The sequence below is a fragment of the Flavobacterium sp. GCM10023249 genome (assembly GCF_042653365.1).
GTDB lineage: Bacteria > Bacteroidota > Bacteroidia > Flavobacteriales > Flavobacteriaceae > Flavobacterium.
In genome coordinates this window covers 603,430-625,689 of sequence record NZ_JBHSHZ010000009.1, presented here as the reverse complement: position 1 = coordinate 625,689, position 22,260 = coordinate 603,430, and the positions used below count along the sequence as shown (strand labels likewise).

General features: G+C 32.9%; 21 protein-coding genes. 20 read left to right on the top strand and 1 reads right to left on the bottom strand.

Annotated features, from left to right (window positions below; genetic code table 11):
- Window positions 1–2 precede the first annotated feature (2 nt).
- From ACFO7M_RS09585 to ACFO7M_RS09570, 4 genes are all read left to right on the top strand, one after another.
- A complete protein-coding gene (locus ACFO7M_RS09585) occupies window positions 3–1,139 on the top strand; it encodes a DegT/DnrJ/EryC1/StrS family aminotransferase (RefSeq protein WP_379735351.1) in 1,137 nt (378 codons plus the stop codon).
- A 147-nt stretch (window positions 1,140–1,286) separates the two neighbouring features.
- Complete coding sequence (locus ACFO7M_RS09580) at window positions 1,287–3,209, top strand: polysaccharide biosynthesis protein (RefSeq protein ID WP_379715014.1); 1,923 nt, start codon at window positions 1,287–1,289, stop codon at window positions 3,207–3,209.
- Window positions 3,210–3,213: 4 nt separating this feature from the next.
- Window positions 3,214–4,008: a polysaccharide biosynthesis/export family protein gene (locus ACFO7M_RS09575; protein ID WP_379735349.1), complete on the top strand. Its 795-nt coding sequence runs from the start codon at window positions 3,214–3,216 to the stop codon at window positions 4,006–4,008.
- Window positions 4,009–4,017: 9 nt separating this feature from the next.
- Window positions 4,018–6,375, top strand: coding sequence for a GumC family protein (locus ACFO7M_RS09570; RefSeq protein ID WP_379714642.1), 2,358 nt, complete (start codon window positions 4,018–4,020; stop codon window positions 6,373–6,375).
- 28 nt (window positions 6,376–6,403) lie between these two features.
- On the opposite strand, the gene ACFO7M_RS09565 is transcribed toward ACFO7M_RS09570, so the two are convergent.
- Window positions 6,404–7,141 (bottom strand): tyrosine-protein phosphatase, encoded by a 738-nt coding sequence (locus ACFO7M_RS09565; protein WP_379714640.1) that lies wholly within the window; start codon window positions 7,139–7,141, stop codon window positions 6,404–6,406.
- Window positions 7,142–7,342: 201 nt separating this feature from the next.
- On the opposite strand from ACFO7M_RS09565, the gene ACFO7M_RS09560 reads away from it, so the two are divergent.
- The 16 genes from ACFO7M_RS09560 (at window position 7,343) to ACFO7M_RS09485 (ending at window position 22,259) form a co-directional block, all read left to right on the top strand.
- Window positions 7,343–8,203, top strand: coding sequence for an ABC transporter permease (locus ACFO7M_RS09560; protein WP_379714637.1), 861 nt, complete (start codon window positions 7,343–7,345; stop codon window positions 8,201–8,203).
- 31 nt (window positions 8,204–8,234) lie between these two features.
- A complete protein-coding gene (locus ACFO7M_RS09555) occupies window positions 8,235–9,497 on the top strand; it encodes a polysaccharide ABC transporter ATP-binding protein (RefSeq protein WP_379714634.1) in 1,263 nt (420 codons plus the stop codon).
- Window positions 9,498–9,576: 79 nt separating this feature from the next.
- Window positions 9,577–10,287: an FkbM family methyltransferase gene (locus ACFO7M_RS09550; protein ID WP_379735347.1), complete on the top strand. Its 711-nt coding sequence runs from the start codon at window positions 9,577–9,579 to the stop codon at window positions 10,285–10,287.
- Between the two features lie 2 nt (window positions 10,288–10,289).
- Window positions 10,290–11,366, top strand: a complete 1,077-nt coding sequence (locus tag ACFO7M_RS09545) for a DegT/DnrJ/EryC1/StrS family aminotransferase (RefSeq protein ID WP_379735345.1) — start codon at window positions 10,290–10,292, stop codon at window positions 11,364–11,366.
- Window positions 11,363–12,061: a WbqC family protein gene (locus tag ACFO7M_RS09540; protein ID WP_379735343.1), complete on the top strand. Its 699-nt coding sequence runs from the start codon at window positions 11,363–11,365 to the stop codon at window positions 12,059–12,061. Before ACFO7M_RS09545 ends, ACFO7M_RS09540 begins: the two co-directional genes overlap by 4 nt.
- Before the next feature lie 2 nt (window positions 12,062–12,063).
- Window positions 12,064–12,699 carry a class I SAM-dependent methyltransferase gene (locus ACFO7M_RS09535; protein WP_379714626.1) on the top strand — a complete coding sequence of 212 codons (636 nt, stop codon included), beginning with the start codon at window positions 12,064–12,066 and terminating at the stop codon, window positions 12,697–12,699.
- Window positions 12,700–12,704: 5 nt separating this feature from the next.
- Entirely contained in the window at window positions 12,705–13,358 is a 654-nt protein-coding gene (locus tag ACFO7M_RS09530) for an acetyltransferase (protein WP_379735341.1), read from the top strand.
- A gap of 1 nt (window position 13,359) precedes the next feature.
- On the top strand, window positions 13,360–14,283 hold the full coding sequence (locus ACFO7M_RS09525; protein WP_379735339.1) for a hypothetical protein: 924 nt from the start codon (window positions 13,360–13,362) through the stop codon (window positions 14,281–14,283).
- Window positions 14,240–15,271: a glycosyltransferase gene (locus ACFO7M_RS09520; RefSeq protein ID WP_379735337.1), complete on the top strand. Its 1,032-nt coding sequence runs from the start codon at window positions 14,240–14,242 to the stop codon at window positions 15,269–15,271. Before ACFO7M_RS09525 ends, ACFO7M_RS09520 begins: the two co-directional genes overlap by 44 nt.
- Window positions 15,272–15,312: 41 nt before the next feature.
- Window positions 15,313–16,050 (top strand): DUF1796 family putative cysteine peptidase, encoded by a 738-nt coding sequence (locus tag ACFO7M_RS09515; protein ID WP_379735335.1) that lies wholly within the window; start codon window positions 15,313–15,315, stop codon window positions 16,048–16,050.
- Window positions 16,051–16,968 (top strand): glycosyltransferase family 2 protein, encoded by a 918-nt coding sequence (locus tag ACFO7M_RS09510; protein WP_379735334.1) that lies wholly within the window; start codon window positions 16,051–16,053, stop codon window positions 16,966–16,968.
- Window positions 16,968–17,918, top strand: a complete 951-nt coding sequence (locus ACFO7M_RS09505; protein ID WP_379714610.1) for a glycosyltransferase family 2 protein — start codon at window positions 16,968–16,970, stop codon at window positions 17,916–17,918. The genes ACFO7M_RS09510 and ACFO7M_RS09505 overlap by 1 nt, the downstream gene beginning before the upstream one ends.
- Before the next feature lie 11 nt (window positions 17,919–17,929).
- Window positions 17,930–18,922 (top strand): glycosyltransferase family 2 protein, encoded by a 993-nt coding sequence (locus ACFO7M_RS09500; protein WP_379735332.1) that lies wholly within the window; start codon window positions 17,930–17,932, stop codon window positions 18,920–18,922.
- 5 nt (window positions 18,923–18,927) lie between these two features.
- A complete protein-coding gene (locus ACFO7M_RS09495) occupies window positions 18,928–20,103 on the top strand; it encodes a glycosyltransferase family 4 protein (RefSeq protein WP_379735330.1) in 1,176 nt (391 codons plus the stop codon).
- Complete coding sequence (locus ACFO7M_RS09490; protein WP_379735329.1) at window positions 20,104–21,252, top strand: glycosyltransferase; 1,149 nt, start codon at window positions 20,104–20,106, stop codon at window positions 21,250–21,252.
- Window positions 21,243–22,259: a glycosyltransferase family A protein gene (locus ACFO7M_RS09485; protein WP_379714602.1), complete on the top strand. Its 1,017-nt coding sequence runs from the start codon at window positions 21,243–21,245 to the stop codon at window positions 22,257–22,259. Before ACFO7M_RS09490 ends, ACFO7M_RS09485 begins: the two co-directional genes overlap by 10 nt.
- The last annotated feature ends 1 nt before the right edge of the window (window position 22,260 follow it).

Sequence of the window (22,260 nt, the reverse complement as noted above, 5' to 3'; positions counted from 1 at the left end):
AAATGAGTAAATCAAAAATATGGCTTTCATCTCCACATATGGGGGGAAACGAACAAAAATATGTACAAGAAGCATTTGATACAAATTGGATAGCGCCTCTTGGTCCTAATGTTAACGGTTTTGAAAGTGATTTAGAAAATTATCTGGGTGATAATGTTTATGTAGCAGCTTTGAGTTCTGGAACTGCAGCGTTGCATCTTGCTTTAATTCTGTTGGGTGTTCAAGCGGGAGATGAAGTGATTTGTCAAAGTATGACTTTTTCAGCATCAGCTAATCCGATTATGTATTTGGGTGCAACTCCAGTTCTTGTTGATAGTGAGTCGGATACCTGGAATATGTGCCCTAAGGCTTTGGAGGAAGCAATTATAGACCGATTGGCAAAAGGGAAAAAACCGAAAGCTATAATTGGGGTGCATCTGTATGGAATGCCTTTTAAATATGATGAAATAAAAGCTGTTTCGATTAAGTATGCTATTCCAATTGTTGAAGATAGTGCGGAAGCTTTAGGTAGCACCTATAAAAATAAAAAATGTGGGACTTTTGGCGATATCAGTATTTTGTCTTTTAATGGTAATAAAATTATAACAACTTCAGGAGGTGGGGCTTTGGTCTCGTCAAATAAAGAGATTAAGGATAAAACAGTTTTTCTTTCTACACAAGCTCGGGACAATGCACCGCATTATCAACACAGTCAAGTGGGGTATAATTACAGAATGAGTAATATTTGTGCAGGAATAGGGCGTGGACAAATGGAGGTTTTAGATCAGCATATCTCATTAAGAAGAAAAATGCATAATTTTTATAGAGACTTTTTTGAAAAAGTTGATGGAGTAACTGTTTTTTCAGAGCCATCATCGGATTATTTTTCAAATCATTGGTTGTCAGCAATAGTTGTTGATAAAGAGAAAGTTGGTGGTAAAAGCAGAGAGGATTTGCGTTTAGCACTCGAAGAAGAAATGATTGAAACCAGACCTTTGTGGAAACCGATGCATTTGCAGCCTGTTTTTGAAATGTGTCCATATTATGGAGGTAATGTTTCAGAGCAATTGTTTGAAAATGGATTGTGTTTGCCGTCAGGCTCTAACATAACTGAAGAAGAAAAAAATAGGATATATACAGCACTCAAACGATTTTTTTAGTACTTTGCGGGTTCATTTGGAATAATTTTACGAAGTTTTAATGTGTTCATTTTTAATGAATTGCATAATGGGAGGTGAGTTTTAAATATTGTTATTTTGGATATAGAAGAAAAAGCTACTATCAAATCGGTTGTAAAGCAGTTGTTAATGCTTGACAGAAATTGGTTTAACCTTAAAAATCTTGGTTATCTGCCAAGATGGGTTATTCTTCTATTAGATGTTTTTGCTATTGCTTTTTCAGGCGCAGTAACCTATTATCTTTTCAAAGGTATTGGTCTTGAGTATTTTAGTAGTAGACACAATGGTTTAAAAATCGTATTGTATTTTGGATTTAATGTTTTCTTTTTTTGGTGGTTTAAAACCTACTCTGGTATTATCAGGCATTCTTCCTTTATAGATGCTATTAAAATATTATTTTCACAAGTTATAACTTTCTTTTTTCTGGTATTGATCAATTTAGGTTTTTCAATTGTTTATAAAGAAAATCTTTTCCTGTCAACTGCATTATTGATCAATGTTATCTTCTCTTTTTGCTTGCTGTTTCTTTATAGGGTTCTTGTTAAGCAGGTTTTTGAAGTTTATATCAAAGGGATTCAGGGTGAAAATTTGGTGAATGCTCTAGTATATGGTGCCGATGCAAATGCAATTTCGGTTTCCAATGCGTTACAATCTGAAATTCCAAGAAGATTTAAGTTACTTGGATTTATTGATAAATACAGCCATAATGAATCCAAACAAATTCTAGGACTTCCTATCATTAATCAAAAGAAAAAGATTTCAGTTGTCATGAGATCTCTTGATGCAAAGGCTTTGATTATAGCAGATAAAGGTTTGTCAAAAGAGGAGCAATTGGCTATCGTTGATGAATGTTTAGAGTTTAATCTGAAAGTTTATACTGTTCCTTTGATTTCAAACTGGGAAGATCAAAAGGAGATTTCAAAAAAAATTAAGAGTTTTCAAATTGAAGACTTGCTAGATCGCAAACCTATTGTACTTGATAATAAAGTAATCTCATCGCAGGTAAAAAATAAGACAATTTTAATTACTGGTGCGGCGGGTTCTATCGGAAGTGAAATTGTCCGTCAGGTAATGGAATTTAATCCGAATACAATAATAGTTCTAGATCAGGCGGAAACTCCTTTGCATGATTTGACTTTAGAACTTCAAAAGTTGAAGATTACCACCAATATTGTTTCTATTATTGCTGATATTAGAGATAAAATTGGACTGGAAAAAATATTTGAATTGTATAGGCCTAATCTGATTTATCACGCCGCTGCTTATAAGCATGTTCCTTTGATGGAAGACAATCCTTCACAAGCAATTTTTGTTAATGTGTTGGGAACCAAAAATCTTGCAGATTTAGCACTGCAGTTTGGTGTTGAGAAATTTGTAATGGTTTCTACGGATAAGGCTGTTAATCCTAGTAATGTGATGGGAGCCAGCAAACGAATCGCAGAAAAATATGTTCAATCATTGTATTTTTATGAACTTAAAAAAAACAAAGGGACAACAAAATTTATTACAACTAGATTTGGGAATGTATTAGGGTCAAATGGTTCGGTTGTGCCTTTGTTCTCAAAGCAAATCGCCGAGGGAGGTCCCGTTACAATTACACACAAAGAGATTATCCGTTATTTCATGACAATACCCGAAGCCTGTCAGCTCGTTTTAGAAGCAGGAGCAATGGGTAATGGTGGAGAAATTTATATTTTTGATATGGGGAAACCAGTTAAAATTTATGATTTAGCCAAAAAAATGATCAGATTGGCGGGTTATGTGCCGGATAGTGATATTAAAATAAAAGTTGTAGGTTTGCGTCCTGGTGAAAAATTGTACGAAGAATTACTAAATGATACCTCAAAAACGCTGCCAACCCATCATGATAAAATAATGGTTACACAAGAAGAAATAGATTATTTTGAAAATGTTTCCATATCAATTGCTGAAATTTTAGAAGCAGCTTCACAATATAATAATCATTTGGTAGTTACCAAGATGAAGATTTTGGTACCAGAGTTTAAAAGTTTGAATTCAATTTTTGAAATCCTAGACAAAAAAAATAATTAAAATTATGATCAGATTACCCAAGATTGTTGCTGTTTTGTTCCTATTTTCAGCCATAATCGGATTAACAAGCTGCAGTCAGCAAAAAAAAATTGCATATTTTCAAAATATTGAACAATTATCTGCTTTGGATGGTTCAAGTTTTGAACCTACGATTCAACCTGATGATTTATTGTTAATTATAGTATCTGCTCAAGATCCAGAAGCAGCAGCCCCTTTTAATCTTACTACTGAAAATATACCGACTGTAACCGGACAAGCTTCCATGGCGCAACGCCAACAGCAATTGTATTTGGTTGATAAAAAAGGAATGATTGATTTCCCTATTTTGGGTCAACTACAAATGGGAGGCTTAACGAAAGACCAAGTTGTAATTCAATTAAAGGATAAATTGGTTCAATACATTAAAAATCCAATTGTTAATATTCGTATAATGAATTATAAAGTTACGGTACAGGGAGAAGTTAACAAGCCTGGAACTTATCCAGTGAACAGTGAAAGGGTTACTCTTATTGAGGCTTTAAGTATGGCTGGGGATTTAACAATCTACGGAAAAAGAAATAATATAGTGATTGTAAGGGAAGTTCAAGGAAAGAAATCTATTGGGCGTATTGATATTACTAAAGCTGATTTTATTAATTCACCTTATTATTATTTGTCACAAAACGATATGGTGTATGTAGAGCCAAACGGAGCTAAAAGTAGCTCGTCTACATTTAACCAAAATACTACTGTATGGATATCTATAGCATCTTTGTTGTCTTCGGCTATTTTCTCTATACTTTTAATCAATAAAAACTAAAATTTAAGTATGTTGCCTATCAATAATAATAAAGAGGAAAACTCTTTGAAGTTGAGAGATTTATTGTTTAAATACTTAATGCACTGGAAATGGTTTTTATTGAGTATTCTTGCTTTTTTTGCGTTGGCAAAATTATATTTACGTTATTCTGTACCTCTTTATAACTCAACCACAACTATCTTAATCAAAGATGATAGCGGAAATAATCTAGCTTCTGAATTATCAGCTTTTCAAGATTTGGAACTTTTTTCTGGTACCAAAAGTAAAATCGAAGACGAAATCGAAGTCTTACGATCGAGAAAATTAATTGAAAAGACAGTTAAAGAAGGGGAGTTTAATGTTCGTTATATTGCAGAAGGACGCATTAAATCATCTGATGCTTACGGTGGTAACCCTGTTAAAATAAATTTTTTCAATAAAGAGAGAAGATTGTTTAAAAAAGATACGGTTCTAAATGTTGAAATTGTATCTGGGAATCAGTTTCATTTATTCAATCAGGATAACAATAAGTTAGGAACTTTTACCTTCGGACAAATTATAAAGTCAAAAACATTAGGCGATTATAAAATTGACAGACGTATTGTTTTAAATGAGTTTGACGAACCGGAACCACTTAAAAAATCAAGAGTGATTATTGAGATTTCAAATCTTAAAGCTACTGTAGATGATTTTAAAAGGAGAATCAACGTGATTACTCTTTCGAAGTTTGCCAATGTAGTTGAGATTTCTATAACCGATCAAGTAAGTAAAAGAGCTGAAGATTTTCTTAATAAACTAGTCCAGATTTATAATCGTGAGGCAATTAATGATAAGAATTTAATTTCTGAAAAAACAGCAAAGTTCATTAACGAGCGATTAATTATCATAACAGATGAATTGGGTAATGTTGAAAAAGATGTAGAGACTTATAAAAAGAAAAATAAAATTACTGACTTGCCTACTGAAGCGGAACTGAATCTTCAAAGTGCAAGTGAATTTAAAGCAGAGGAAATTTCAATTGGTACTCAGATTAAAGTGGTTGATCTTATGATTCAATACATGAAATCAAATGCTGATTCAGATGTAATTCCGGCCAATATCGTGCCTTCAGATGTAAATGCTGCAGAACTTATAGGTAGTTATAATAATCTTGTTGTAGAGAGAAATAGAATTCTTAAAAGTTCTACTCCTGAAAATCCACTGGTAGTTAGAACTAATGATAAGATTACAGCATTAAAGCGTTCAATTAACGAAAGTTTATTGAGATTGAAGTCTTCATTGTCTGTTAAGGATAGAGATATACAGAATCAAGGAAATGTATTGGGAGGAAGAATATCGCGTTTACCTCAACAGGAAAGAGAATTCAGGAATATTTTTAGACAACAACAAATTAAAGAAGAATTGTATTTGTATTTGTTTAAAAAGAGAGAAGAAACTGCTATTGCCCTTGCGGGTACTGCGCCAAATTCTAAAGTTGTTGATGAAGCCTATTCTCCAAATATGCCGGTATCACCTAAAAGACAAATAATATATCTTATTTCTTTGGTGCTTGGATTGTTGGTTCCTTTTTCGTTTATCTATGTGAAAGGTCTGTTGGATACAAAAGTCAAAGACAGAAATGATCTGGATCATTTAGGTGTTCCATTTATTGGTGATGTTCCGCACTCTGAATCGCATAACGAAATCATTAAATCAGATAGTAGAACTAGTTCGGCTGAAGCAATTCGTATAGTAAGAACAAATTTAGAATTTATACTAAATAATTCAGAACCTGGTAAAGCGAAAATAATTATGCTAACTTCCACTTTACCGGCTGAAGGAAAAACCTTTATAGCGGTTAATTTGGCAGCTACAGTGGCGATTTCAGGGAAAAAAGTTTTACTTATCGGTATGGATGTTCGTAATCCTCGAATTGATGATTATGTAACCTTACCAACAAAAGGTTTAACAAACTTCTTATCAACAGCAGATGCAGTTATTGAAGATTATATTGTTTCACAAACCGGATATGAACAATTTGACATCCTTCCGGCTGGAGTTATTCCGCCAAATCCTGCTGAATTGTTAATGAGTGTGAAGCTGGAAACCATGTTTGAAGATTTAAAGCAACAATACGATTATATAATTATTGATACAGCTCCAGTGAGTTTGGTTACTGATACCTTACTGATTTCTAAATTTGCCGACGCTTTTATTTATGTGGTTAGAGCAAATTATCTAGATAAAGAAATGTTGAGAATGCCAGAGTCTTTATACAGAGACAAAAAATTACCAAGTATGTGTATGCTACTTAATGATACTGATGTTATTAAAGGGTATGGATATGGTTACGGTTATGGTGTCCATGATCAAAAGAAAAAGAATTGGTTAACGAAAATATTTGGATAAAAAAAAGGGACTTTAAAAGTCCCTTTTTTTATTCTTTGAAAAATTGATTGTTGTGAATAACACTTTTTAAATTGTCAATTTCTTTTAATTCTATTTTTTTATCAAAGGATTCGATGTGCTTTTTATGATGTACATCAGAGCCCACAAAGTCTATTAAATTGGTTTTTAAAAGAAAATCGGCAACCTGCATTACTTCATTGCCGTAATAACCAACGGTAGATAGTAAATTAAGCTGGAAATGACATCCCGCATTCTTTAGTTTTTTGTACTCATCTGTTTTTTTGTGGTAAAACATGTAACGCTCCGGATGTGCTAAAATAGGTTTATATCCTGCTACTTGCATTTCGAAAAGCAAATCATAAAGATGAATTGGTGCATTTAGATAAGACATTTCAACTAATACTAAATTGTCTTTTATGGTCAAAACTTCACCTGCTTTGCACAAATTTATGAAATGGTCGTCCAATAAATATTCAGAGGCAGCTTTGAATGGATTGTGAATATGATTTTCAGTCAATGTTTTTTGCGTTTCAGCTTCCACTTTCTGAATTCCACTTTTGGTATTGTTGTAAAATCCGCTGAAAGTATGTGGTGTAGTTGTAAACGATTCAAATCCGAAACTTTTTAAACTCTTGACCAAATAAAGAGTTTCTTCAATGTCTTTTGCGCCATCATCAATTCCGGGTAAGAGGTGAGAATGGATGTCGGTATAACCATCGGGGATAATATCTTTAAGTACGGGTTTGTTTTTTTTGAAAAAGAACATGGATTTTTTTTACAAATGTAGGGATTTGTCAATTACAATAAGTTTAAGGTCTGTTAATAATTGAATTCAAGTAGTTATTTGAAATTTATTTAGTTGTTAAATAAATAAAATGACTTTTGAATCGAAAGCTTTAGAGGTTTTTTTGTACTTGTTTTCCATTCTTTTTATTGTTAAGTTGCAACGTAAATAATAGATTGAAAAATGAAGCAAGAAACGTTACAAGAAGAGCACTGGGATCAAGTCATAGAATCTCGGACTTCTTTGTTTGATTTGCGTTTAAAGGAAGTTTGGCATTATAGAGATTTACTCTTTTTATTTGTGAGAAGGGATTTTGTTACTGTTTACAAACAAACCATTTTGGGACCTCTTTGGTTTTTTATTCAACCGATTCTAACCACTATTACATTTACCGTTATTTTTGGGAATGTGGCACAGTTATCCACAGAAAATGCTCCCAAACTGGTCTTTTATATGGCAGGAATTACCTTGTGGAATTACTTTTCTACTTGTTTAACTTCCGTTGCAGGTGTCTTTAATGCCAATGCCGGAATTTTCGGGAAAGTTTATTTTCCAAGATTAATCATGCCATTAACGATTGTTATTTCTAATTTAATGAAATTTGGTGTGCAGTTTGCGATGTTCATTCTCTTTGTGTTGTATTACTATTGGTGTAAAGAAGAAATACAGCCTAATAATTGGATATTGATTACGCCAATCGTGATTTGTATAATGGCAATAATTGCCATGGGAATAGGGCTTATTTTGTCTTCAATGACTACGAAGTATAAAGATTTAAACCAGTTGATCTCCTTTGGAATACAGTTGTTTATGTATGCAACTCCTGTTATTTATCCAAGTTCATCCATTCCGTCTGATTATAAATGGATTATTAATCTCAATCCATTGGTTGGATTATTCAATTATATGAGACACGCCTATTTAGGAATAGGTGAGTTTACAGTGTCTTCATTAGTATACCCAAGTTTGTTTGGAATCGGGATCTTAGCGATAGGTATTGTGATTTTTAATAAAACACAAAGGACTTTCATGGATACAGTCTAATCAATTATTGGATTGAAGAATATAATAGAACATGAGTAAGATAGTTATAAAAGCGGAAAATATTTCAAAGCAATATCGATTAGGATTAGTTGGTACTGGTACAGTTAAGGATGATTTAAAGAGATGGTGGCACAATGTTAGGGGAAATGAAGATCCTTTTTTAAAAATAGGTGAAGCTAATAATCGCTCGGTAAAAGGTGAAAGTGAATACGTTTGGTCACTCAGAGATATTAATTTCGAAATTGGTCAAGGGGATTCTATAGGAATTATTGGTCGTAATGGCGCGGGAAAAAGTACGCTTTTAAAAATATTAAGTCAGGTAACCCAACCCACTACTGGTAAAATTTATACCAAAGGAAGAATTGCTTCGTTATTGGAAGTGGGTACCGGTTTTCATCCAGAAATGACAGGTCGAGAAAATATCTATCTGAACGGAGCTATATTGGGGATGCGAAAAAGCGAAATTACTAGAAAATTTGATGAAATTGTCGCTTTTTCTGGGGTGGAACGTTATATTGACACACCTGTAAAACGTTATTCTTCCGGAATGTATGTTCGATTGGCTTTTGCCGTTGCAGCCCATTTGGAATCGGAAATTCTTATCGTTGATGAAGTATTGGCTGTTGGTGATGCAGAATTCCAGAAGAAATGTCTGGGAAAGATGAATGATGTCAGCAAAGGTGAAGGAAGAACTGTGTTGTTTGTGAGTCATAATATGGCTGCTGTAAAGAGTTTGTGTAATAAAGGATTGGTGTTAAAAAACGGACAGGTTTTTTATGAAGGATTAGCTCATAATGCTGTAACTAATTATTTGAGTGGTGATTCGGAGAGTCTTAATCATAAAAAATTCGGAAAAGAATATAATTGTGAACAGTTTCAGTTATTAGAGATATACATAAATCCTAAAGGGAAAACCTCTGATGAAAATTTGGATGAATATCAAGAATTAGAATTTAATACAAGAATTATAATCAAAGAGAATTCTGAAAGATTTCATCTGACCTATGTTTTAAAGAATGAAGAAGGAAATCCTTTATTTGCATTTTCAAATGTGAATGCCGGCTTGCAGCTAAAAGATGGAACAAATCATCTCAAGTGTTGCTTCCCAAAAGGATTTTTAAATATCGGAAACTATTATCTGGATTTTTATATTATCGAAGATGCTAAAAGGACCGTGTTTCATGAACCCGATATTATGAGTTTCGTGATTCAGGAAGGTCAACGAGGTTTCGGAGCCTGGCTAGGTAAAGAGCCTGGGTTTATAAAACCAGTTTTCGAATGGACACGCCTTTAAACTTTGCAAAAAAATGAAAAAGAAAATAAAAAAAATTGTGCACTTGTTTTTGGATCCAATTGTAACCCGTTTAGGTTATGTGAAATCTGCCGAAGTACAAATTAAGAGTGCTGAATCAGATAAGAATAATTTATTGGAGACTTTTTTTTTAAACTTAAAAAAGATGGGGTTTAGCCCAAAACATATTGTTGATGTTGGCGCAAATCATGGAACTTGGACAAGAGAAACGCTTAAGTATTTTCCAAATGCCTATTATACTCTTTTGGAACCCCAGGAATGGTTAAAACCTTCTTTGCAAGATTTGTTGGATACTAATGATAAAATCACTTTTAATGCTGTGGGGGCTGGTGCAAAGTCAGGGTTTTTTAATTTCACAATAGTTGATAGGGATGATAGTTGTTCCTTCCGTTATACTGAAGAAGAAGCAAAGGCGAATGGCTTTAAACAGGTTGAAATTCCTATCGTTACCTTGAACGAGTTGAATGAAAAGAGTAACTTGCCCATTCCTGATATTGTTAAAATTGATGCGGAAGGATTGGATATCGATGTTTTAAAAGGTGCCAACTCACTTTTTGGGAAAACAGAAATATTTATGGTTGAAGTAGGGGTTGTAAATAAAGTTTTTGATAATAGTTTTTTGAAAATGATTAATTTCATGGATGAAAATGGATATAGACTTTTTGAAATAACAGACTTAAATCGCCCTTTTCAGCCTAAAGTGCTTTGGTTAGTTGAACTAGCGTTTGTTAAAAAAGGAGGTGTAGTTGATAGCTATACAATTAATATTTAAATATGATTAATGTTACCAAAACTTTTCTGCCTCCTTTGGAAGATTACCAAGAGCAATTACAGCGAATTTGGCAAAACCAATGGTTAACCAATCGTGGTATGTTGGTTTTGGAGTTAGAGGAAAAGCTGAAAAACTATTTGTCAGTATCCAATATAATTGTTACAAATAATGGTACAATTCCACTACAGATAGCATTGAAGGTGTTAGGGAATTTTGGAGAAATTATCACAACACCCTTTAGTTACGTGGCTACAACAGCCTCTATAATTTGGGAAAACTGTCAGCCTGTATTTGTTGATATACATCCTGAGTATTTAACCATAGATGAGACAAAGATTGAAGCAGCAATAAATGATAAAACAACAGCTATCCTCGCGACTCATGTTTTTGGAAATCCGTGTAATGTTGAGGCAATAGATGCCATTGCACAAAAACATAATTTAAAAGTGATTTATGATGCTGCTCACGCTTTCGGTATTACATATAATGGAAAATCTATTTTTGAATATGGTGATGTGAGTACATGCAGTTTTCACGCCACAAAATTGTTTCATACTGGTGAAGGAGGTGCCTTGTTCACTAAAGATGAAAAGTTACATCACCAACTGTTCTACAGCCACAATTTTGGGCATAATGGCCCCTTGAATTTTCATGGATTGGGTATTAATGGTAAAATATCAGAGTTGCAAGCGGCTATGGGGTTAAGTGTTTTGCCTTACATGGAAACTATTTTGAAAGAACGAAAAAAGGTAGTTGATTTTTACAATCAAAACTTAGATAAGTCAAAACTTAGAGTTTTAAAAATAAGAGAAAATTCACAATGGAATTACAGTTATTATCCAGTAATTTTTGAAAATGAAGCTATGTTGTTGAAAGTACAGGAAAGTTTAAATAATGAGAATATATTTCCCAGACGGTATTTTTACCCTTCACTAAATAAAGTAGAGTATGTAAAGGCTCCTGAAATGAAAGTTTCTGAAAGTATCGCTTCATGTATATTGTGTTTGCCATTGTATGTCGGCTTAAGTACTCTTGAATTAGAGCGAATTGTTTCATTGATTAATTCAAATGTGAAATGAGAGTTGCTATAATGCAGCCTTATTTTATGCCATATATTGGCTATTTTCAATTGATTAATGCCGTAGATGTATTTGTTATTTATGATGACGTAAATTATATAAAAAAGGGGTGGATAAATAGGAACACTATTTTAGTGAATAATAAATCCTTCCTTTTTAGCGTGTCATTGAAGGACGCGAGTCAAAATAAACTCATAAATGAAATATCTGTTTCCGATGTAAATAAATGGAAAAAAGACCTTTTAAAAACCTTAAATCTATCCTATAAGAAAGCGCCATTTTATGCTGACGTTTTCCCGATGTTGGAGAGAATAATAAGTTTTGAGGAATCGAACTTAGCTGCATATATTATGTATTCAATACAAGAACTTTGTGATTACTTGAAAATTGATACTCAATTAGTAAGGTCTTCTGAAATCGGAAAGAATAATGATTTGAAAGGGGAGAGTAAAATTATAGATATATGTGTTAAATTGAATGCATCAGAATATATTAATGCAATTGGAGGGATGGAGTTATACACTAAATCCCATTTTATGGAAAAGAAAATAAATTTACATTTCTTGAAATCCGAAAACATTGCTTATAAACAATTTAAAGATGAGTTTAGGCCATGGCTGTCTATTATTGATGTAATTATGTTTAATTCAATAGAAGAGTCTAGGAAGTTTTTAAATAAATTCGAATTAATTTAATTATGAAAAAGCCTTATAGTAAAATAATTTCTCATTACGAAAAATGTTTGGAAATACATGGAGACAATCATTTGGGGGTCGATTGGCCCAAAATTGAGGATGTGGATAAAAGATATAAGGTAATGTTAGATATAATCAAGTTTGATGAACAAAATCTAAAATCTCCAACAGTATTAGATTTTGGATGTGGTACAGCGCATTTGCTTGAGTATATTATTAAAAATCAATATCAAAACATTCAATATTCAGGACTCGATATTTCTCAAAAGTTTGTGGATATCGCTCAAAAAAAATTTCCTACAGTTGATTTTTATTGTTGCGATATTTTTGAGACTAAATCTAATATGCCTACTTTTGATTATATCGTGATGAACGGTGTCTTTACAGAAAAGAGAGAGTTGACTTTTGATCAAATGTGGGATTATTTTACAAAATTGATAATCTTAGTTTATGAAAAGGCTTCTAAAGGAATTGCATTCAATGTAATGTCAAAAAGTGTGGAGTGGGAAAGGGAGGATTTGTTTCATGTGCCACATGATCTTTTGAGTGAGTTTTTATGTAAAAACTTGACACGCAATTATATAATAAGAAATGATTATGGCCTGTATGAATATACTGTGTATGTTTTAAAAAAATAAGCAATATGGCTAAAGTTATTATATTCGGAATTCAGGATTTTGCTGAATTGGCACATTATTATTTAGAGAATGATTCGGAACATGAAGTGGTCGCGTTTTGTGTAAATCAACAATACATGCCTGAAAATACCTTTTTTAAAAATCTGCCTATAGTTGCCTTTGAAAATATTGAAAATGTATATCCTTCCTCTCAATATCACTTTTTTGCACCAATGTCACCCCAAAAAATGAATAGGTTAAGGGAGCAAATTTATAGTGAAATAAAATCTAAAGGATATGAACTCATTAGCTATGTAAGCAGTAAGGCAACATTGTTTGATAATCCTATTGGTGATAATTGCTTTATTCTGGAAAACAATACCATACAGCCTTTTACTACTATCGGAAATAATGTGATATTATGGAGTGGAAATCATATCGGGCATCATTCAGTACTAAAAGACCACATTATGTTTACATCACAAGTGGTTTTGTCCGGTCACTGTGTGGTAGAAAACTACTGTACTTTGGGGGTTAATGCGACAATTAGAGATGGTGTGACTATTGCTGAAGGAACATTTGTCGCCATGGCGGCTAGTATTATTAAAAATACAGAACCATGGGGATTATACAAAGGTAATCCTGCTGTTAAGTCGGAGAAATCAACAAAAGAACTGTAAAATGTGGATAAAAAAAGGTAATATTTTCAATGTGGATGGGGCTTTTGATTGGAATAAAAGTCATGCACAAGTACCTGTTGCTGATTTGTTGGAAGACCGAATTAGAATTTATTACGCTTCTAGAGATACATTGGGTAGAAGTAATGTTTCCTACATAGAAGTTGAAAAATACAACCCGGAAAAAATAATATATAAGCATACCAAGCCTCTTTTTGAGCTAGGTAATTTAGGTGCATTCGATGATTCTGGAATTATGCCCTCTTCGATAATTACCGTTGGTGATAAGAAATATCTGTATTATATCGGGTGGACAACAAGAGGTACAGTTCCGTTTCAGAATGCGGTCGGATTGGCAGTAAGTGAGGATGGTGGTGCAACTTTTACCAGATTTTCTGAAGGGCCAATAATTTCAATTAACTTTATTGAACCCTATTTTTCCGGAACTTCATTTGTTTTTTTTGAGGATAGTTTGTTTAAAATGTGGTATTTGTCATGTATCAAGTGGGAAAAAATAGAGGGTAAGGCAGAACCAATTTATAATATAAAATATGCTGAATCTCCCGATGGAATCAAGTGGAATCAAACAGGTAAAGTAGCTATCGAATTAAAAAATGATGAAGGAGGTTTGGTAAGCGCATCTGTGATAAAAGAAGAAGGGAAATACAAGATGTGGTTTGGTAAAAGGAAGAAAAGTGATTATAGAAATAATATCGATAATAGTTATAAAATTGGATATGCAGAATCCTCTGATGGTGTTGATTGGGTAAGAAAAGACAATGAAGTTGGTATTGAAATTTCAAAAGAAGGATGGGATTCCGAAATGATGTCTTATCCCTATGTTTTTAAAAATGACAATGAACTGATAATGCTCTATAATGGTAATGGATTTGGAAAAACGGGATTCGGATATGCAGTTTGGGAGTAAAGTTCCTTTTTTAGCCATTTGGATGGTTACATATAATCATGAACAGTTCATTCAACAGGCTGTTGAATCTGTTATGATGCAAAAAACCAATTTCAATTATAAATTATTTATTGGGGAAGATTGTTCAACTGATACTACGAGACAAATATGTAATGAGCTGAAGGAAAAATATCCTGACAAAATCGAACTTTTTTTAAATGAAACAAATATCGGAGGGACTCAGAATGCTCTGCAAATTTACAAAGAGTGCTTTGAAAGTGGGGCTAAGTATATTGCTATGTTGGAAGCAGATGACTATTGGACCGATCCTCATAAACTCCAAATACAAGTCGATTTCTTAGAAGCTAATCAGGAGTATGTATTAAGTTTTCATCAAGTACAAGTTTTACAAATGGATGGAGATTTAGTTGAAGATTCAATTACGACTATTCCTAACAATTATGAAACTGTAGAAACTTTAGCTAAATTTGGAAACTATATTCACACACCATCTGTAGTTTACAGAAATTGCCTCAAGTCAATGCCAATTGAGTTTGCCCAAACCCCTATTGGTGATTATTTTTTGTATATGCTCCTGGCGCAATATGGGAAATTAAAACATATTGAAAAACCTATGGCTGTTTATCGATATGGAGTTGGAGTTTTCTCAGGGAATAATTCTGATGTCATGCTGTATAAGTCAATAAAAACATTCGTTTTAATCGCTTCTGCTTTAAAAGATAAAAAAGATATAGTAGCTATATTGCTCAATAGAATATATGGAAGTCTGAAATTCTTTAATTTTCATATTGATAATGGCACGCCAAGTTTACTTTTGCAACAATTGAATGAAGAAAAAGATAACGCTTTTTTGAAACAATTTCTTGTTTTATATCTGCCATTTGTTTCTGAAAAACTTACCGAAAAAAAGCTGCATATCGAAAGAAATAAATTGCAAACTTTTAAATATCATTTAAAAGGAATTATTAAAACGGTTATTAAGAGATAAGTTAGTTGTCGGTTGACTTTAATTAGTTTAGAATTTATTACATGGATGTAATTTTTTGGAAATCGAAGAGTTTTGTTTATAAGCTAAGGATCAGTAATCAATACCATACTAAAAAAAGTGTGATCCCAATCGGTTGCGATTGTCACCCAGCTTATATGCTAACGAAAATGGAATTGAGAAAACAAAGCCTTCCTTTCGATTGGTTGGATACAAAAACAACAGTCGCTTTGCAATATGCTTTTGAAAATATCAGCAATTCTTTTCAGTTTTTTATGCACGAATTGGCCGTAAATGACCAGCAAAAAATATTCGCTTCTTCCTATCCTGACGCTTTGTTTTATCATTTTGACGATTTGATTACAAATAAAGCATTAAGAGAGAAAATCCATCAGCGCTGTGAAAAATTACTTGAAATTTATAAAAGCAAAAACTGCTATTTTGTACACAATACTACAAGTGTAAATTTTGACAGTAAAACAAAAGTAGAAGACTTTATTCTTTCTGTCCAAAAATTTATAACGCTTCTAAAACCTAAAGATGAATTATCAATATACTTACGTTGCGATGAGTCTGTCTCTGAAAATCAAGAGTATTGTGAGGCTGTAATCAAACGTGTAAATGAGTTGCCAAACTGTAGGATGATAACTTATGTTAGAGAACGCGAGAAATTTGGTATTTGGGGAGATGAGACAAAGTATGAAAAATTACTCAATGATTTAGGGATAGTGCGTAGTATAGGATGGCCCAAATTTAGAATTATTAAAAAGAAAGTTTTTTAGATGTTAGCAGTAGTTATTCCATATTATAACATCGCTTTCTTTGAAAGGACCATTCAATCGCTTGCTTCTCAAACAGACAAGCGTTTTCGTGTTTATATAGGTGATGATGCTAGTCCAAATAATCCTTGTGAAATCGTAGCAAAATTCCAATCTCAAATCGCTATTGAGTATAGAAAATTTGAAACCAATTTAGGTGCAATATCATTAGTGAAACAATGGCAAAGATGTATTGATTTAATTCAAAATGAAGAATGGATTATGGTTTTAGGCGATGATGATGTATTGGATCCAAATTGTATATCTTTATTTTATAATTGTATCGATAAGGCGAAATTGTCCGATTGCAAAGTAATTCGTTATGCTTCACAATATATTGATGAATATAATGAATTGCTCAAAGGTTATTTTCCTTATTATCATCCTGAAGTTGAAAAAGCCACAGATTCTTATTTCCGAAATTTAATGGGAGAATCTAGAAGTTCTTTATCAGAACATATATTTTTAAGAACAACCTACGAAAAGTACTTCTTTTATGATTATCCGTTGGCTTGGCATTCAGATGACAGAGCTTGGTTAGAATTTAGTGAGTATCAAAATATTTTTACCATTAATGAAGCTATGGTGTCGGTAAGAGTATCTCAAAACAGTATAACAGGTAAAAAGGATAATGTTGCACTAAAGAATAAGGCAACACTGGAATTTTACCAATTTTTAATAGCAAAAGAAACGGGCCAATATTTTACTAGGGATCAACGGGAGTTTTTAATTTTAGAATTTGCTCATAAACTAAAATTAAACAATACACTCAATTTTAAAGTTGCAATACAGTTGATTAACCAGCTTTTGAAATCCGGCTTTTTTCTGGCTACTTTGAAGTTATGTAACCGTTATTTTAGATTCAAATTTTATAAAAAATAATGATAGACTTTTCTGTTTCAGTAATCATGCCTGTTTATAATGCAGCAGCTTTTGTGGAAAAAGCTGTTCGATCTGCTTTAGCACTCGAAGCCGTGAAAGAAATAGTAATTGTCGAGGACGGAAGTCTAGATAATTCATTGCAAATAATTCGAAAACTTCAAAATGAAGACGATAGAATTAAAATATATCAACATCTTAATAATAGTAATAAAGGACGATCTGCTAGCCGTAATCTGGCTCTACTTAAAGCGACACAACCCTATATTTCGTTTCTAGATGCGGATGATTTTTATTTGAACAACCGATTTACGGTAGATGAACTACAATTTAAGTCGCAACCAAATATTGATGGAGTTTATAATGCAATTGGAGTTTGTTTTTACAGAAAATCAAATGCTGATGAGCAAAGTGAATTGGAAATGACAACGGTGACAGAATCCATTGAACCAAATGAACTGTTTGAGTGTTTACTTCATGGTAAGAAAGGGTATTTTTCCATTGATGGTTTAACAATAAAAAAAGATGTTTTACAGCAAATTGGTTATTTTGAAACTCATTTAGTGGTAGCTGAAGATACAGATTGGCTTTTGAAAATGGCAATGGGTTGTGTATTGGTTTCGGGAGAGATCAAAGTCCCAGTTGCTATGAGAGGGGTACATGAAACGAATGTGTTTAATCAGGATTCTGTATATAAACAGCACAGAGATGCGATGTATAGGTCAGTTATTGGATGGGGATTGAAACAGAATCAGCCGAAAAGGAATATTGATTTGTTGTTGAACTTTCTTTTTTATTACCGCAACAAAGAAAAGTATACATTACGAACCGAGATGAAATATTGGTTCAACTTAATCATAAAAAATCCTAAATTAGTTGGCTCATCATTATGGATTAAATACTGTCCAATAATTAGGCAGAGAAGAAAACTTTTCCCATTTTTGTTCAGATAAAAAGCAAAGTCTTGAACCCAATAATTTCTATTATCATTCCGAGTTATAATAAAGCGAGTTTTATAAAAGATACTCTTCAAAGTGTTTTGAATCAGAGTTATTTGAATTGGGAATGTATAATCATTGATGATGGCTCGACAGATGATTCGGAACTAATTATTAAGGATTTTGCAAACTCTGATCCTCGTTTTGTTTTTTTACCAAAAGATATAAAATTACCAAAAGGGCCTTCTTCAAGCAGAAATTTAGGAATTCAAAAAGCAAAAGGTGAATTTGTCCTTTTTTTAGATGCCGATGATTTGCTTTCATCGGATTGTCTTGAAAATAGGATGAAATACTTCGAAGAGAATAAAGACAATGATTTTCTTGTTTTTCAAATGCAACGTTTTCAAACGCAACCCGATTATTCTGTAAAAAGGATAAAATTTGATATTTCTGAAGAATTAGTCTTGCACTCTTTTATTCATTTGCACGGGGTTTGGGCAATAACTAGTCCAATCTATAAAACGCAATTATTGAAATCAGTCCGTGGGTTCGACGAAAAGCTAACGAATTTTGAAGATTTTGAATTGGCCGTTAAAGTCATATTGAAATCAGGACGGTATAAATTTTTTGACATTGTCGATTGTTATTACCGAAATGATGAAGACTATGTGAAAAAATATTCCAATTCTAAGGCTAAACTAAGAATGCTGGAGTCATTTTGTACCTTTATCCAAAGTATTGATGCTTTTCTATTAACTGAGAAAATTGATGACTTCAAAAAAATAAAAGTTAAAGGTCTGATCGTTAGTTCGTATAAAAAATTATTTAAAGGGGTTGTTATTGAAGATGTCAAACTTTTAGGTAATCAAAATAAACAGATTTTAAATATTTTGTCTCAAAAGAACTATTTAAGTCAATGGCAAAGTATAAAGTACAATTTTGTTCAGCGGGTGTTGTTTCAATTGTACTTCGTTAAAGGGATAGGTTTGTTTAAATTAATGAAAATAATTTACAAGTAAAAGGTATGAGTGAATTCACTTTTAAAAATAAGACAGTTGTTTTTATCATTAAGGTTTGTTCTTTGGCTGGTGCAGAAAGACAGGCTTTAGGCTTGGCTGCTCATCTGAAGGAAGTATACAATTGTAAAATCCATTTTGTGGCTACTCATTCTGATTCGCAAACAGATGAGTTTAGAAAATTTGCTTTAGAATGTGGGGTCGATACTATTGAATTCTTTGGAACACCTTCATTAGCCATTCGAAAAGGATTTAATTACAAGAATTTTAAGAAAACACTACGTGCCTATTTATATTTGGCAAAAGTAAAAAGAGGAATAAAGAAAATGCAACCGGATGTTATTATTCCGTATATGAACTTTGCATCAAAATTGTCAGCCCTAATCTATAAAGACGTGGGAGCTAAGTATACTTTTTGGCATGAATTAGGAGAAAGTGATAATTATTATTATGATAAACTTGAAAAAAAGGCGATTCAACAAATTCCTTTTATCTGTGCTAATGCAGAAGACGGTTTTACAACATTTATCACAAAATACGGCATCAAAAGAGAAGATTGTCATTTGTTAACGCAATACGTTTCATTCAAAAGGGTTGATCATAATCCAATAGATGTAAAAAAAGAATTTAATATTCCGGAAGAAAGTATAGTTTATGGAATGATAGCGCATTTCAGAGATCAAAAACATCCAGAACTATTGATGGAAGCTTTTAGTAAAATGGAAAGTGGAAGGAATGTGCATTTATTGTTTTTAGGAAATAAAGACAATGACGCTTCTACACTCGCCAAATATGAAAAATTAGTGGATTTATCAGTGCAACTGAATATTCAAGATAAAGTAACGTTGCTTTCGGGAAAATCAGTTGAGAAAGTATTAAGTTGTATTGATGTAGGGGTACTGGTGTCAGAATTTGAAGGAGCTCCAACAGTTTTAATGGAGTATATGTTATACGGAAAACCAATTATAGCCACAGATCACGTTGGATGCAGATTGTTAATGGGAGAGTCTGATTTTTTAATCCCTAAAAATGATGTAGTTGCCTTGGAAAATAAATTAATTACATTGTTTGAAAATGAAATGCTCAGAAAAAAGATAGGCGACCAACATCTAGAAATGGTAAAGAAATACAGTTTGGAAAATTATTGCTCAAGATTAAAAGCACTATTTGAAAAATATTCATAGATGAAAATACTTTTCATTTCCATGCCCTCAATACATGTTGTCCGTTGGATTGAAAATCTATCCGGTAGCGGCCATGATTTGTATTGGTTTGATATCCTGGACAGAGGCGAAATGGAGGTTTCGGTCCCAATCACTCAAATTACCGGATGGAAGAAAAGAAAACTGCCTCACGTTAAAGGGGAATATTTTCTTCGAAAAAAATTACCCGCGCTGTATCATACTATTCAACCTTTTCTAGAAACAACCGTTGATGAACAGTTGACTAAAATCATACATCTAATCCAACCGGATTTGGTGCATAGTTTTGAAATGCAAAACTGTAGTTATCCGCTGTTGAAAACAATGCGTCAATATCCTAAACTGAATTGGCTGTATTCCTGTTGGGGTAGCGATTTGTTTTATTATCAGAACTCTAAACGGGATCTGCCACAAATTAAGGGCGTTTTAAGTCGAATTAATTATCTTCATACCGATTGTGAAAGAGATTATAACTTGGCATCGAGCCTGGGATTTGAAGGCGTGTTCTCCGGAGTAATTCCTGGGGGTGGAGGCTTTCATTTGGATAGGTTTGAATCGAGCATAATGACACATGAAGATCGAAAAATAATTCTTGTGAAAGGATATGAACACGGAATTGGCAGAGGCTTAAATAGTGTCAAAGCACTTCACGAGCTATTATATGATATAAATGAATTTGAGGTGGTTGTATTTGGTGCACATCAATCTGTTACGGAGTATATAAAGGAAAATAACTTGCCTTTTAGGATTTATGACCGAAATGCATTACTTCATTCAGAAATAATAGCACTAATGGGGAAATCGGTGATTTATATTGGAAATAGTAGTTCAGACGGAATGCCAAATACGCTTTTGGAAGCAATTATCATGGGGGCATTTCCAATTCAATCCAATCCAGGTGGTGTGACAGCAGAAATAATAGACAACAGTAAAAATGGTTTATTGATAAACAACCCCGATGATATTCAAGAAATAAGGATTAAAATTAGTCAGGCTTTAAAAGATGATGAATTGAAGAGAAAGGCTTTTGAAATCAATCAACAAATAGCAACAGAAAGACTCGATTATCAAATTATTCAGCAAAAAATAGTAGCTTTATACCACCGAATTGAAAATGAATTATGCGAATAGGCTATAATCCGAATAAAGATAAATTACTGGATAAATCGGACTATTTTCACCAGGTGATAATCCCGGTGTATATTCCAAATCAAGTGGGGTACTTTAAAGACAGTCTGCAAATCTTAAAATTGTGTCTGGAGTCTCTTTTTAAAACGAGTTATAGTCAAACCTATTTTACCGTTGTTAATAACGGAAGTTGCACCGATGTTAAGGATTACCTGGATGATTTATACCACAAGGGAAAACTTCAAGAGGTAATTCATACCACGGGTATTGGTAAACTAAATGCAATTCTTAAAGGATTAATAGGGCATCAATTTAAATTGATTACTATAACCGATGCTGATGTTTTGTTTCAAAATGAATGGCAAAAAGCTACTTATGAAGTTTTTGACGCTTTCCCAAAAGCAGGCTCAGTTGCTACAACACCCAATTCTAGGATGTGTAAATATTTTACTTCTAATGTGATTTTTGATAGTTTCTTTTCAAATACAATCAAATTTACTGAGGTTGTCAATCCACAAGCAATGGATATGTTTGCTAAAAGTATTGGGTCACCAGGTCTTTTTGATGAGCTGCATTTGAATAAATATCTTACTGTTGAAAAGAATAAAAAGAAAGCAGTTGTTGGATCTGGACATTTTGTAGCAACATACAGAGGTGATATTTTTGATGCTATAAAAATGAGGTATTCATCATTTAGTCTAGGTGGCACTAGTGAAACTGATTTACTTGACAAACCAGTTGTAGATAATGGATATTGGAGACTATCAACATTGGATAATCATACGCTGCATATGGGAAATACTTTAGAAGAATGGATGGAGATAGAAATAGGGAAACTAAATGAAAATCATGAGTTTGTGCCTCCGCCTGTTTTAAAAAGTTGTACAAGCAATGCCCTTTCAAATTGGTTTAAAAACGGCTTGTTTTCTAGACTGATTTTCAGAAAAACATTGTGGGAACTGTTTCTGCAAAGTAAGGGGTTAACTAAAACGGAGTCCATTAGGTATTAAT

Bases quoted from the DNA above. Each gene is read 5' to 3' on its own strand.
- ACFO7M_RS09585 (WP_379735351.1), top strand. From the start codon at position 3: ATGAGTAAATCAAAAATATGGCTTTCATCTCCACATATGGGGGGAAAC.
- ACFO7M_RS09580 (WP_379715014.1), top strand. From the start codon at position 1,287: ATGCTTGACAGAAATTGGTTTAACCTTAAAAATCTTGGTTATCTGCCA.
- ACFO7M_RS09575 (WP_379735349.1), top strand. From the start codon at position 3,214: ATGATCAGATTACCCAAGATTGTTGCTGTTTTGTTCCTATTTTCAGCC.
- ACFO7M_RS09570 (WP_379714642.1), top strand. From the start codon at position 4,018: ATGTTGCCTATCAATAATAATAAAGAGGAAAACTCTTTGAAGTTGAGA.
- ACFO7M_RS09565 (WP_379714640.1), bottom strand. From the start codon at position 7,141: ATGTTCTTTTTCAAAAAAAACAAACCCGTACTTAAAGATATTATCCCC.
- ACFO7M_RS09560 (WP_379714637.1), top strand. From the start codon at position 7,343: ATGAAGCAAGAAACGTTACAAGAAGAGCACTGGGATCAAGTCATAGAA.
- ACFO7M_RS09555 (WP_379714634.1), top strand. From the start codon at position 8,235: ATGAGTAAGATAGTTATAAAAGCGGAAAATATTTCAAAGCAATATCGA.
- ACFO7M_RS09545 (WP_379735345.1), top strand. From the start codon at position 10,290: ATGATTAATGTTACCAAAACTTTTCTGCCTCCTTTGGAAGATTACCAA.
- ACFO7M_RS09540 (WP_379735343.1), top strand. From the start codon at position 11,363: ATGAGAGTTGCTATAATGCAGCCTTATTTTATGCCATATATTGGCTAT.
- ACFO7M_RS09535 (WP_379714626.1), top strand. From the start codon at position 12,064: ATGAAAAAGCCTTATAGTAAAATAATTTCTCATTACGAAAAATGTTTG.
- ACFO7M_RS09530 (WP_379735341.1), top strand. From the start codon at position 12,705: ATGGCTAAAGTTATTATATTCGGAATTCAGGATTTTGCTGAATTGGCA.
- ACFO7M_RS09525 (WP_379735339.1), top strand. From the start codon at position 13,360: ATGTGGATAAAAAAAGGTAATATTTTCAATGTGGATGGGGCTTTTGAT.
- ACFO7M_RS09520 (WP_379735337.1), top strand. From the start codon at position 14,240: ATGGATTTGGAAAAACGGGATTCGGATATGCAGTTTGGGAGTAAAGTT.
- ACFO7M_RS09515 (WP_379735335.1), top strand. From the start codon at position 15,313: ATGGATGTAATTTTTTGGAAATCGAAGAGTTTTGTTTATAAGCTAAGG.
- ACFO7M_RS09510 (WP_379735334.1), top strand. From the start codon at position 16,051: ATGTTAGCAGTAGTTATTCCATATTATAACATCGCTTTCTTTGAAAGG.
- ACFO7M_RS09505 (WP_379714610.1), top strand. From the start codon at position 16,968: ATGATAGACTTTTCTGTTTCAGTAATCATGCCTGTTTATAATGCAGCA.
- ACFO7M_RS09495 (WP_379735330.1), top strand. From the start codon at position 18,928: ATGAGTGAATTCACTTTTAAAAATAAGACAGTTGTTTTTATCATTAAG.
- ACFO7M_RS09490 (WP_379735329.1), top strand. From the start codon at position 20,104: ATGAAAATACTTTTCATTTCCATGCCCTCAATACATGTTGTCCGTTGG.
- ACFO7M_RS09485 (WP_379714602.1), top strand. From the start codon at position 21,243: ATGCGAATAGGCTATAATCCGAATAAAGATAAATTACTGGATAAATCG.